Annotated in this window: 13 protein-coding genes and 1 pseudogene; all 14 read left to right on the top strand. The window is 39.5% G+C overall.

The genetic code is table 11. The features are described 5' to 3' along the window. Window positions 1-57: 57 nt before the first annotated feature. The 14 genes and pseudogenes from L4C33_RS00700 to L4C33_RS00635 all read left to right on the top strand — a co-directional run bounded on the left by L4C33_RS00700 (window position 58) and on the right by L4C33_RS00635 (window position 11997). Window positions 58-552 carry a P-loop nucleotide/nucleoside kinase family protein gene (locus L4C33_RS00700; protein WP_428810569.1) on the top strand — a complete coding sequence of 165 codons (495 nt, stop codon included), beginning with the start codon at window positions 58-60 and terminating at the stop codon, window positions 550-552. A gap of 185 nt (window positions 553-737) precedes the next feature. Further along, window positions 738-1272 (top strand): annotated as a pseudogene (locus L4C33_RS00695) (type 1 glutamine amidotransferase family protein). Between the two features lie 390 nt (window positions 1273-1662). Then, window positions 1663-2169: a YgjV family protein gene (locus L4C33_RS00690; RefSeq protein ID WP_428810568.1), complete on the top strand. Its 507-nt coding sequence runs from the start codon at window positions 1663-1665 to the stop codon at window positions 2167-2169. A gap of 213 nt (window positions 2170-2382) precedes the next feature. Then, entirely contained in the window at window positions 2383-2694 is a 312-nt protein-coding gene (locus tag L4C33_RS00685; RefSeq protein WP_428810567.1) for a DUF6506 family protein, read from the top strand. 287 nt (window positions 2695-2981) lie between these two features. Further along, entirely contained in the window at window positions 2982-3347 is a 366-nt protein-coding gene (locus L4C33_RS00680) for a regulator (RefSeq protein ID WP_428810566.1), read from the top strand. 184 nt (window positions 3348-3531) lie between these two features. Further along, window positions 3532-4275, top strand: coding sequence for a substrate-binding periplasmic protein (locus L4C33_RS00675; RefSeq protein WP_428810565.1), 744 nt, complete (start codon window positions 3532-3534; stop codon window positions 4273-4275). Between the two features lie 276 nt (window positions 4276-4551). After that, on the top strand, window positions 4552-5013 hold the full coding sequence (locus L4C33_RS00670) for a T6SS immunity protein Tdi1 domain-containing protein (protein WP_428810564.1): 462 nt from the start codon (window positions 4552-4554) through the stop codon (window positions 5011-5013). 104 nt (window positions 5014-5117) lie between these two features. After that, the gene (locus tag L4C33_RS00665; protein WP_050905156.1) at window positions 5118-5759 is read left to right on the top strand and encodes a DUF5677 domain-containing protein; all 642 of its coding nucleotides are present in this window, start codon (window positions 5118-5120) and stop codon (window positions 5757-5759) included. Between the two features lie 139 nt (window positions 5760-5898). Continuing rightward, window positions 5899-6351 (top strand): hypothetical protein, encoded by a 453-nt coding sequence (locus tag L4C33_RS00660; RefSeq protein ID WP_428810563.1) that lies wholly within the window; start codon window positions 5899-5901, stop codon window positions 6349-6351. A gap of 152 nt (window positions 6352-6503) precedes the next feature. Beyond that, on the top strand, window positions 6504-7250 hold the full coding sequence (locus L4C33_RS00655) for a hypothetical protein (protein ID WP_428810562.1): 747 nt from the start codon (window positions 6504-6506) through the stop codon (window positions 7248-7250). Between the two features lie 125 nt (window positions 7251-7375). Next, window positions 7376-8275, top strand: a complete 900-nt coding sequence (locus L4C33_RS00650) for a restriction endonuclease (RefSeq protein ID WP_428810561.1) — start codon at window positions 7376-7378, stop codon at window positions 8273-8275. A gap of 130 nt (window positions 8276-8405) precedes the next feature. Further along, entirely contained in the window at window positions 8406-8945 is a 540-nt protein-coding gene (locus L4C33_RS00645; protein ID WP_428810560.1) for a GIY-YIG nuclease family protein, read from the top strand. 1773 nt (window positions 8946-10718) lie between these two features. Further along, window positions 10719-11153 (top strand): hypothetical protein, encoded by a 435-nt coding sequence (locus L4C33_RS00640; protein WP_428810559.1) that lies wholly within the window; start codon window positions 10719-10721, stop codon window positions 11151-11153. Window positions 11154-11259: 106 nt separating this feature from the next. Beyond that, a complete protein-coding gene (locus tag L4C33_RS00635; RefSeq protein ID WP_428810558.1) occupies window positions 11260-11997 on the top strand; it encodes an SDR family NAD(P)-dependent oxidoreductase in 738 nt (245 codons plus the stop codon). Window positions 11998-12486 lie beyond the last annotated feature (489 nt).

The raw sequence follows: 12486 nt of genomic DNA, 5'->3' as shown, positions 1-12486 counted from the left end.
CACTACTCAACGCAGTGTTATGCACCTCTCAGGAACAAACGAAAAGGATTTTGGAAAATGGCTAGGCTAATTCTGGTTTGTGGGCCAACAGGGGCAGGTAAGACGACATATTCCATGTCTGTTTGTGACGAAATTGGAGCTGTTAAGTTCTCTATAGACCCGTGGATGCAGACACTATTTTCTAAGGATATGGTGTCTCTGGATTTCTCGTGGATGATGGAACGTGTAAGTCGGTGTTATGAGCAAGTTTGGGAAGTTAGCGAACAAATTTTAGCGCTAGGCGGAAATGTTGTTCTCGACTTAGGATTTACAACCAAAGCTCAGCGAGACATTTTTGTGAGCAATGCTGACGTTCTAAATATCAAAGCTGAGATTCATTATCTCGATTCCCCAACGGAAACTCGCAGGCAGCGAGTAGAAAAACGAAATGCAGAGAAAGACCCAAAAGTTTACTCATTTGAAGTTACAGAGGTGATGTTCAACTTTATGGAACCCAAGTTTGAGGTGCCAGGCGAAAGTGAGTTGGAGTATGGGCGAAAAGTGATCGTATAACAAATAATTTAAGAGTGATTCAGCACACCTGACATTTTTGGTTTGCGTTAAATTTAGTGATTACGTTGTTCAGATTTAATGTAGTGGAAGCGCACATCACACTTTAATTAGGCGTTAGGTAAATAGGAGAAAATATGGATATTGCTGTGCTAACTTTTGACGGATTTAATTAACTTGACTCATTTATAGCAGCGGGAATTTTGAACCGAATGAAAGACGCTGGTTGGAATGTGCAAATAACGAGTCCATCTCAGTACGTGACTTCAATGAACGGAGTTACAATCCAATCTCAACAATGCGAATCAAGCTAACGTTGTATTGTTTGGTAGCGGTGTACTAACGCGCGATATTGCTCAAGACAGAGATATACTTTCAAGGCTAAAGCTAAACCCTGAAATTCAGTTAATAGGTGGACAATGTTCAGGTACGTTGANCATGTCAGTGCTTGGTTTACTGCATCAAATACCAGCTTGTACTGATTTGACAACGAAACCTTGGGTTGTCGAATCAGGAGTGACTGTTTTAGAGCAGCCCTTTTATGCTGAAGGCAATCTTGTGACTGCAGGTGGTTGTTTGTCATCAAAGTACTTGGCTGCGTGGGTTATTAGTAAGTTGTCGAGTAGGGCAGATGCTGAATCAGCAATTCATTATGTTGCGCCAGTCGGTGAAAAAGAAAGCACTGTTCAGCACTGTATGTCAGTAGTAGGTCCATACCTTTAAAAATTATCTCAGAGTTTAGAACACAGGTTTTAAGTTAGATGGCATTGCATTTTTGCCCGTTAATTAGTTGTTATATTTCATTTTTTCATTGTTATAACCCATAAAAAACACAAAGAGTTATGCTAAGTGGTAACGAAGCGTGACATCACCTTTATTCTTCGACATTTTACTGTAAACTCGCGTTTACTATTAGCTACCTGACAGGAGGAATACAACATGATTCTATTTAACATTCAAATTCCCTCTATCTGTCATTCTCAACTTCTTCAGACTCACGCAGTCGCGATATACCTCCCCTGCAATTTATAACCTGAATCATATTGTTCAGTGCCTCAAAGCTTTGAGGTGCTAGGACTTTTTCTATATTACTTGGTTATTATTGGAGGGGTTATGTCCCTTTTTGTCGCCTCCCAAATATTGGTCGGTGTAGCTGCGCTATTTGATATCGCATCGTTTCAGTTTAAAAATCGAACTCTACTTTTGTCTGCTTTATGTATATCGGCATTATTGATTGCAGCCCATTTCGTGCTACTTGATGAGTGGACGGCTGCGTGTTTGCTGGTAATAGGAGCATGCCGATATTTGGCTGGTATTGTTGTCTCAAACCCTAAAATAAAGTGGTTCTTCTATTTCATTACATTGTTAGGGACTGTTGCGACTTTCAGTGGTTTAACGAGTATTCTAAGCTGCATCGCGTCGCTATTGCATACAAAAGCTTCGTTTAGTAACAATGACAAGCTAATGCGTTGGTTGATGGTTCTAGGGACAGGAGTGTGGGGCGTACATGATATAATCGTTGGCTCACCAGTTGCGGTTTTAATCGATGTTTTGTTYGTTATAAGCAGTCTCATTGGTTACTACAGAATACATGTCAAAAGCCCATGCGTTCAAAGTTAAGCCTTTGCTTTTATGCTAGTATGTTCGAAATTCGTGTAACGAAAACATAAATATAGTAAAGCATTTAAGACGGACTCCCAACGCTTGGTGTTTTCAGCTTACTTCAGCCTAAGTGTCTATATCACAATGGTTTAGGTAGTAGGGTGTTAGGCGTTGCTCACTACTTACCACGACGTTATGCGCCAGCGGAGTATCTAGACTTAAGGACAAAACATGATTAAGCAGTATGGATTTATTGTAAAAGCAGATAATTACAATTTTAATAGTGATTCTACCGCTTTGAATACATCAAGTTTTTCAACTCAAGTTGTTGGTGTCAGTAATGATGAAGACGCAATTCTTGTTGCTAAAAGGATGATTGAGAACGGAATCCAACTAATCGAGCTATGTGGTGGTTTTGGTCTGAAAAGTGCGCGGTATATTATTAGCAGCTTAGACACTGATGTTCCGATCGGTTACGTTACTTTTTCTGACGAAGACAATGGGAAATTGGAGCAAATAATGGCTTCGCATCAAATCGTTTAAGTCAGGCTCTCAATGCTCGACGGTTTCTGAACAAGTCGAGTTAGGTAGTTAAAGTGTAATCTTTTGACGAGGGTGTATACATCATTTGAACTAACCATAAACAGTTCTAAACGGTAAAAAAGCAGATGATTTATCAAAGGCTTATGAAACGCTTTATCAATGTTTTAGCAAATCTTTCCAATTGTTAAATAAGTAACTTACAGTGCGTATTATCTCTAGTTGTGTTGTGTTGAATTATTATTCTGATAATGTGAATTTAAAATCTCTTCTATATAGAGGTTTTAACAATGAAGTATCGCGAAATGAGTAAAAACTATATTTTTCGCGCAATGGAATGCCAAATGACCAAGGAAGAGGTCGCTAAATTGTGTTTCAAAACTGTGAGGACAGTCACTAGTTGGGATGATGGAAAACCTATTCCGCCAGAATGTAAGAGGTTTATGAGGATGGCCAAAGGTAGGGAGCTTGGAGTTAGTGACGATTGGAAACAGTTCAAAGTTCACTATAACAAACTGGAATTACCCACAGGGCAGTTAGTTTTAGCACAACAAATTTTGGCCGGAATAGCTTTACTCAGCATCCAATCCGAACTTGAAATAAAGACGTCAAAGCACCTACTAAAGATCGCAAGAGCGATTGCGCGAATACTATAACTACATGTGTATTCAACCCGACCTCGAAATCAATACATTTGAAAAGCTTGCGAGATTAACCGAGCCAATAAGTAGGATTAATTAATACCATTAATGTGATTTTATTTAATACTAGTGTTGGGTGGAACCCTGAGATTCTGTTGAGCTGCTAAGCTGATAATAGGGTTTTGTTTGGAGTGTTTAAATGAAAGTAGTGGTCATACTGTTATTCATGTCATTAGCTTCTTCGGCCACTAGTGCAAAAGAAATCGTTCGTTTGGTTTCAGGAGAGTGGTACCCGTATCAATCACAAGCTTTAAGGAAGGGAGGGTATGTCGCTCATATTGTGACTGAGTCCTTTAAAGTTGAGGGGTACGATGTAGAACTAATATACTTCCCATGGGCTCGGGGGTTTGAAAAAGTTCGTAATGGAGAAGTCGATGGATCTTTTTCTTACGCGARGACTGATGAACGCCAGGACGCAGCGCTATTTTCTGAAGTTATCTTGACGGTCCCAACCGCGATATTTTATAGAAAAGACAAGAAAATAATCTGGGATGATCCGTCAGATCTACAAGGGTTAAAGATTGGAGGTGTCCTAGGTTATGACTATGGTATTTCAGATTTGGAAGAGTCCGGTGTAATCAATATACAGCGTATCGACAATCAGATTGGAAACTATCAAAAACTGTTGTCCGGGAGACTCGATATCATTTTCGACTATCCAGAAGTAGCTACAAACTTCATTGATAAGTTAAATGCAGAACAGCAATTATTCATGCATCCGAAACCAATCAATGTTAGGTCTTACTCATTAATCATTTCAAAAAAATCATCACGTGCTGAAGAGTTAATTTCAGCGTTTAACCAAGGGTTACAGAAACTCCGTGATAACGGCTTATACAAACAAATTGAAGAAAGCGCAAAGATCGGTTCGTACGAGAAGTGACCAGCTTTTCTTGTGCTAAATAGTCATATCATCAACGCTACCTTTGTTATGATTGCTCGAATACGATAGAAAACCTTGTTTCTTCGCATTTCTATATTTTACCCTCAACTTTCTGCACTTCACGTTCCGGTGCTTTTTGAACAAACTCATAAAGCACTGTATCGTAAAAGTTAAACCAATACAATGCTCGACAACAAGTATACTATATAGAAAGTTTCTGTATTTAAATGCAGAATTATTCAGTCTAATAGCTGTTATGTGCTTAGAGAGGAATTTATGCTTTTATTGACACCCGATACAAGTGATATTTGCAAAGGCTTAGCTACTTGGAATTGGCTAGATTTTTCAGAGAAAACATTCCTTGTTGCARATTTATTTGGAGATATGTTCTTTGAATCTAATGAAGGCATATATTTCTTCGATATGTTAGAGGGAACATTAACTGTTATCGCTGCAGATAAAATCGAACTTCAATCGATATTAAATACGAAGCAAGGGCAGGAGCAATTTCTAATGGTTAGCCTAGTGACAGGTGCTCGTGATAAAGGATTTATGCTTTCCGAAAATGAGTGCTATGACTTCATAATTCCTCCCTGCTTAGGAGGCGAGTTAAGTGTAGGAAATTTGCAGATGTTGCCTTTTCTAAGCAAGTTAGAAGCAACTGGCGCAATTTACTCGCAAATCAAAGACCTACCAATAGGCACTGAGATTACGAGCGTAGAATTAGCACGCACATAACAAAGCATTTAAGAGTGATTCGCAACGCTTGGCAGTTTCGCTTCGCTCAAGTGTAGCCAAGCGCCGCTCACACCTTAATGCGGCGTTATAAAGCAAGGTAGATAATGAGTTCAAATAAAGTAGATGATTGGGTTGGACTATTGCAATTTCGAGATGAGAAATTCGCATCATTAGTTCACGACAATCTACAGGAAAAGTACATCATTGCATTAGCAATTAGGGTTACGGAACTATGCTTAGATGCTGTAGTTCTTTTAAATAATCATCGAATTTCATCAGTCCCTATAGTTTTACGCTCTGCATTAGAAACTTTCGCTGATCTCCAATGTTGCATTAAAGACAAAAGTCATCCTGAGGCTATGACAAAAGCTCAATACCAACGGCTTTACGAGCTTCAAAAACATATTGAAAGTGATAAAGCGGAAGAATACAAAAAGTTAGGTAAAAAGCTCTCCGTGTGGGATCGCTTCAAAAAAGCTGATTTAGTTGAATTGTATAATGGCTACTATTCGATTTTGTCAATGTACGCACACGGCAATGTAGGTGCTTTAATCGAGAGTAACTCGAAAGATTCCCAAGTTTTATTAGGTTCAGCCTACGATGATGAAAAGTTACTTCAATTTTTCGAACAAGCAATAAACTTGGCAGCTCTTTCTATTCGAGACAGTTTAGAATTCCTTGGGGTAGATAAAGCTACGCTTGAGTACCCACAAAAGATAATCGATAAACTCAACAAAGCTTTATAACAAACTGTTTAAGAGTGATTCGCAACGCGTGGCATTTTTACTATGCGTTGATTTTAGTGTTTAAGGTGGTGTGCGGCAGCATCGGTATTACGTTGCTCACACCTTAACAGGGCGTTATGTGTTAGCCAAAATAGGAAGTATGATGAACAAATTAGATATTTTATCGTTTGAGTTTTTTAAATTATTCTCAAGGTTTGAGTATTCGTTGAAAGCTGCCTCTTTTCATAAAGGCGAGGGTAGTGCAAATCCAAACTGGACAACATTTGCTCAAGATATCCATGTAAAGTTTCAAGCTTTACAAGATGAAGCACTCGATGCCGCAAAACAGTATATTCTAGCTAATCCACCAAAGAAGCAGGTGATTGAACAAGGGAATATTACATGGTCTGATTCCTCACCAACAAAAGTCAATGATACAGATTTGCTTTTGTTGTATGTGCGCCGAGTAAGAAATAACCTATTTCACGGTGGAAAGTTTAATGGTAACTGGTTTGCCCCTCAACGTAGTGAAGAACTTCTAAATAATTCAATTATCGTCCTGAAACAAGCTCTTGAGATGAATGCTAATGTAAAGAAAGCGTTTGAAAATTAACACATAACAAAGCATTTAAGAGTGATTCCCAACGCTTGGCATTTTTCATTCCATCGTTGGGTTTTGTGTTTTTAAGTTTCGTGGTAGCGTTGCTCACACCTTAATGCGGCGTTATAGGGCTTAACAGTTTCATCATCAAAAGGGAGAAATCCATGTCCATAGTTATTGAAGATATGGCAACTTGGCCTGCTGAAATCGTAGAGTATCTGGATAAAAGTCATTCTAGTTTTCTTGGCTGGGAAACTTCTGATGAGAATAGAGTTCCTCCTCAAGAATACGATAAAGCTGTCTATGATTTTCGTCGGGTGTTAAAGCCATTCCACCTTATAGGGTATCATTGTACAAAGTTGACGAAAGATGAAATTGAAGAAATCAGGCTGAATGGCATGATACTCCAAGATTTAGAGTCGCTGACTAAACGTATTGAACAGCTGAAATTAGCAGGTGTAATTTCAGGTACTGTAGCAAGTGCGCTAGTTGAACGTAATCAAGCAAATGATTCAAATAGGGCAAGAATGCTGTGGTTTTGCTTTTTTAAACCTTACCGAGACAGTTATGGTATCCACCGTTTCTTTAGGTCTTGGGGCGGAGAGGCATTATATGTAAATCATGAAGGGCTAGAAGTTACTGGTCGCGTACTTAAAAGTATTGGTGTTCCTTGTGTTATTGAAGCTAAAGTGAGTATTGAGAGCTTAAATGAACACTACTATCCATACTCGCAAATGGTACGCGTTTACTTATCCAGCAAAGGCTATATAGCTGACGATGGCTGTGAACTGGAAGGTTATAGTACATTGAATATTCCAGCTGAGCAGATAATCGCTGTCCACGAATATCCATCAGACAGCTTCAGAGAGTTGACTCATTATGACCAGTGGGACAGTAGCATAGCCCTATAACAAGGCATTTAAGAGTGATTCGTAACGCTTGGCAGTTTCGCTTCGCTCAAGTGTAGCCAAGCGTCGCTCACACCTTAATGTGGCGTTAAGTTCCTATTTAAATTACACGTTAAGGAATAGTTAGTGTGGATATAGATAACATCCCAGATTGGAAAGCACTGGAAAACTTAGTTGTCATGATACAGAAACAACTAGCTCCAGATGCTATCGTAAAACACAACGTCATGCTTGAGGGCGTTGAAAGTGAAACAAAACGACAAATTGATGTGCTTGTCGAACAAAGTATTGGGCAATATACAATGCGAATTGTCATTGATTGCAAGGACTACGCAAAGCCGGTTGATGTTAAAGGTGTAGAAGAGTTCCATGGTCTGGTTCAAGATGTTAAAGCCCAAAAGGGAGCTCTAGTTTGTCCATCTGGCTTTACTAAATCTGCATTAAAGAGAGCAAAGAAATTACAAATTGATTTATATAGGCCAGTTTCTACTGGAAATCATAAATGGAAAGCTAGTATAACAGCTCCTGTTATCTGTGATTTCAGAAACTCATATATGTCCTTCGGAATTAGTTCCTCCGATCCAAAGCCGCTAATGATTCCTCAAGAATTCTATAAATTGAGTGTTGCAAATGAAGAAGGAACTATATTAGGTAGTGCCATTGAGACTGCTCAAAGAAAATGGGATGAAGGGCTACTTCCTAGTGAACCTGGGCAGCATGAACCGCTATCTATTTTCGGCGAAGAAAAAGTATTTATTGATAATGGTTATGGCGATAAGGTGAACGTTAAACTGACAGTGCAGTTACTTGTTCAACAAAATCTATACCTTGGGCATTTACCTATTGAAGAACTGAACGGTCTCCATGATGAACACACTGGAGAAATTGTGACAAATGCTTTCACCGTTGGTGGGTTGAACCCAGAAGAAGTGCAGAAGTCATGGAAAGCGGTTGATGATAACAACACACTAGATTTTCAACCGTTGTTCAAAATTGTAGGTTATGACTGCTACGGTATCGGAACTTAACAAATTGCTTAAGAGTGACGGCTAACCTTTGGCATTTTTGGTTCGGTTGAGTTTAGTGATTACGGTGGCTTTCTTAGGTTTCGTAGCAGTTAGCCGCACCTTAGCAAGGCGTTAAGTGATTGGAGTGTCGATGTTTAATCAAGTTCAAGTGTCAGATATGACACCCTTAAAGTCTTTGTTAACTGAAGCTAGGTCAGCTTTGCGTACAAAGCATAAAAAATTTACTTATCCAAGTGAGCTGAGAAGTCGTACATGTTCTTTAGAGACTTGGGAACAAAACTATAAAAAAATAGATCTGCTCAACCAAGATATTCTTGATGAAATAAGTCAAAGAGCAGGTGTTTACGCTGTATTTTCTCAGAGTAAACAGAAGCCTAATCTCGAGGTTATGTATATCGGCCAAACAGCAGGTAATGGAAGTAGGCAAAGAGTTAGGTCACATTTAGTATGGAGAAACAAAGATACTAAGTCAGGAAAGTCTACTGGTTCAAAATTTGATGAATTACGATCTCTTGTCGCAAAGGGATATGACATTTACATATCATTTGTTGAAATTAATCCAGCTTCGTTAAGGCATTATGTAGAGGATGAACTCATACAAAAAATACAGCCTAGATGGAACCATAATGGAACAACATTAGCTGGGCAATGTAGAGTATCACGCATGTAAACAATCACTTAATAAAGTATTTAAGTGTGATTCCCAACACTTGGCATTTTTCATTCCATCGTTGAGTTCAGTGTTTGCGATGGTATGGTTGGGTTTCGCGGTCGCGTTACTCACACCTTAATGCGGCGATAGGCGATAGGCGATAGGGTAAGTTATGAGTAATAAGAAAAATANCAGTCTTGTTTCACGGTTAGTATCAAACGACACGAAAGAATTTTGGGCTGATATATCTGAAATGAGTCTCGACAATGTTCTTGAAACTGTTGCAAAAGACCAAGAGCTTTTCAGAGAGATTCCAATTATTAAATGGGTTTGTACTTCACTCAGCGTAAAAAATTCCATTCAAAGTGCCGCTTTTATGAAGAAGTTCTCAAGTTTCATTGGGCAAGTGAACCTTGAAAGCTTCACTGAAAATGATATGGCTTTACTTGGCGATGCAGTGGATGTTTCATCGGTAACTGATGAAATAATTGAAAATACGATGGTTTATATTGATCGTTACCACAACGAAATGAAAGCGAAGTTATTAGGAAAGTTGTTTATTGAAACTTTTAAGTTCAATAGATTTACCGCCCGTGAGTATAACTCGCTATTGTTTAGTATTGAGCAAATCCATCCATTTGAAGGTTTAGAAACACTTAAAGAGTTTTACGATTACAAGACACGTATGGATGCGGCTTCTTCAGAAGAAGAAAGGCAAACTGTTTGGGCTGAAGGCGCTGAAATTGACTTTCAGTCATTGGCAATGTCTGGTCTGTTACGGTTACCATCTGGGGGAGCGTACACAGGCGACTTAGGTGGAGCATTTATAAACGACAAAGGCGTTAAATTTTACGAGTTCGTCGTAAAAGATATCTTTCATTGAAAGATTGCCTAACAAACTGTTCAAGAGGGCGTTATGTGAATCTCCATACTTTCAAATTTACGGTAGTTTTATGCAAATGAGTCAATTAGTTATAGAGAACATCGTTAGTGTTCTTGGTGGTGCGAGTGTTGTAGTAATAGGTTTGTCTAGTTGGCTTGGTAGTCTCTGGTCAAAACGCATTCTGAACCAAGAAAAGCTGCGAATGGACAAAGAACTACAGCAGCTTAAAGACTCAAATCTTGCAAACTTAAAGAGCATGGAGCGAGAGTTAGAAGTTGAGCTTCAAAAGCGAGATCATTACCACCAAATATCAAAGTCTACCTATGAAATGAACTTTGAGCGCAAGGTCAAGGTGTATACCGAATTACTTCTACTTAATCAGAAGTTTTTCCGTTTTATGAACGAAAGCCCGCTAGCGGATGAGCCAGAATGTACCGAAACGTACTACAGGTATTTTGAGCAATGTAAGACACTAATTGAATCAGAAAAATTATACGTTAGCAGTAAACTAGCTGAACTTTATGAGCTTTGGTATCAAAAAGCATTACCTTATTTTAAGCAAGCAGGGTTGGATGGCTACGCAGTCCACGGTTTTGCGCATACTGACGAAGAAAANAAGCAGAACATTTATGAGGCTCAAGAGCCAGCTCGTTACGGCCTAGTTTGTGAAACATTCAAAGAGATGCAGGCTATTTTTGAGCAAGTTGAAATAGACGTAGCTTCTATTCGCAGGATAATTGAATTACCGATGCAAGAATAAATTCACATAACAAAGCGTTCAAGATGGACTCCCAACGCTTGGCGTTTTCGGCTTACTTTGGATTAAGTGTTTATGTCACAATGGTTTAAGTTGGGTGGTTAGCGTTGCTCACCACTTAACGCGGAGTTATGTAGATAAGGAAGTTTCGATGTATAAATTATTAACTGACCCCATTGATGTTGCAATGTTAGGGGGGTGGGGAAAATATCTTTGGCACTATGATAAAGTTATTGGTTACTCGTTTACTGGGACTTTGTTTTTATACTCATCTGAGACCGATGAGTATTTGGTGTTTTATCCATCTAAAAATGGAAGTAACTGTAAAGGTTATGGTGTGTTTGAGAGTACATCGGACTTTGAAGACGCAATTTTAAAGGATGAGAATTTTATTCAATATGCGCTTTTTCCTATAGACGAACAATTTATTGAAATACTCGTCGAAAAGCTTGGAGTTCTTGGTTTTGAAGAGATCTATTATCCTGTTTTAGAACCAGCATTAGGTGGGAATATAGAGTTGGATAATTTTGACAAAGGTAATGTTTGGATTCGAACAGAGATTCTTGGTCTGAATAGAGGGTTATAGGTATAGGTGATTAAATCGACTTAACAATATATTTAAGTGTTTATGTCACAATGGTTTAGGTAAGGTGTTAGCCGTCAGCATACCTATCTAGGAAAGGAATCCAAAATTGAAAGTAGCTTTAGTAACAGGTGGTTCGAAAGGTATTGGGTTAGAACTCGTTCTTCGATTAGTGGAATTAGGGTATCAAGTTGTCACATGCTCACGTTCTGAAGCCGGGTGGACAAAAATGCTAAGTCTCTACCCAGAATTAGACACTGTGGATCATAGGGTTGTAGATATTGCCGATGAACAGCAACTAGCGGGTTTATTCTCGTATGTTGAATCCGAATATCAGAAACTAGATATTGCAGTGAATAACGCTTCTCCAGCTCTAGTATCACGTGGCTATCTACCCCAAGTTGACATCGCATTACTTAAAGAAACCCTCAATGTTGATTTTTTGTGTCAGGCTTTATGCTTAAGAGCAGAATTGAAGCTAATGAGTCCCGGCTCAAGCATAGTGAATATAAGTTCGGTAAATGGTCTCAGACCAACGCCTAATGCATCAATGTACAGCGCATCTAAACATGCTCTGGAAGGGTTAACGCGCTCAGTTGCACTCGAAAGTATTGGATCTGGCATTCGAATTAATGCGGTAGCGCCAGGTGTAACATGGACTCCTCGTTGGGAAGAACGCCAGCTTGAAAATGAAAATATCCGTTCAGAGGTATCGGAAGCTGTTCCCATGAAGCGTTTTGGTAATACCACTGAGATAGTAGACGCCATAGAATTTTTACTCTCAGACAAAGCTACTTATATAGTGGGGCATACACTAGTGGTCGATGGTGGGTTGTCTTTGGCATAAACGGCTCACAAGCTTTTAAGACAGATTAATGACGCTTAGTCTCATAAGCACTTGAACCCTATTAAGTTGGTCGAATTTACCCCCGTGATACAGAACGGGGGGTGAACGTCCGCCTCGTTCTTCAGCCTCAGTCTTCGGCTTCATCACTCGTTGTCCGTTCACCGAAAAGCTCCTTTAAGTCCTTTGAATGCTCCAACACTACCGACACAAAAAAGCCTCACCGGATTGGTAAGGCTCTAAAAGCGGTTCTGGTAGGCAAGGGGATGTGACTCCCTCAAGTGACGATGACGACTGACCGCGCCAGTGTAAACCATCGATATGTTTACGTTCCGTGGGTGGCTTGGTGCCTCGTTCGCGCTCCGCACTCTCTTCTCCCTGCGGGGCTAGAACAAACTGACATTCGCCGCAGTTGGCTCTGGCCGTTCAACGCGTTGCTCTAACGGCTTACATGTCACCATCTTCTTATAGTCATTCCTGGTCTCCTGGTCA

Source organism: Vibrio makurazakiensis, from assembly GCF_050337375.1.
GTDB lineage: Bacteria > Pseudomonadota > Gammaproteobacteria > Enterobacterales > Vibrionaceae > Vibrio > Vibrio makurazakiensis.
The sequence above is the reverse complement of the archived record's forward strand: the minus strand, read 5'-3'. Positions and strand labels throughout refer to the sequence as shown.

Coding starts and splice junctions, on each gene's coding strand:
- L4C33_RS00700 (WP_428810569.1), top strand. CDS start 58: ATGGCTAGGCTAATTCTGGTTTGTGGGCCAACAGGGGCAGGTAAGACG.
- L4C33_RS00685 (WP_428810567.1), top strand. CDS start 2,383: ATGATTAAGCAGTATGGATTTATTGTAAAAGCAGATAATTACAATTTT.
- L4C33_RS00680 (WP_428810566.1), top strand. CDS start 2,982: ATGAAGTATCGCGAAATGAGTAAAAACTATATTTTTCGCGCAATGGAA.
- L4C33_RS00665 (WP_050905156.1), top strand. CDS start 5,118: ATGAGTTCAAATAAAGTAGATGATTGGGTTGGACTATTGCAATTTCGA.
- L4C33_RS00660 (WP_428810563.1), top strand. CDS start 5,899: ATGATGAACAAATTAGATATTTTATCGTTTGAGTTTTTTAAATTATTC.
- L4C33_RS00655 (WP_428810562.1), top strand. CDS start 6,504: ATGTCCATAGTTATTGAAGATATGGCAACTTGGCCTGCTGAAATCGTA.
- L4C33_RS00645 (WP_428810560.1), top strand. CDS start 8,406: ATGTTTAATCAAGTTCAAGTGTCAGATATGACACCCTTAAAGTCTTTG.
- L4C33_RS00640 (WP_428810559.1), top strand. CDS start 10,719: ATGTATAAATTATTAACTGACCCCATTGATGTTGCAATGTTAGGGGGG.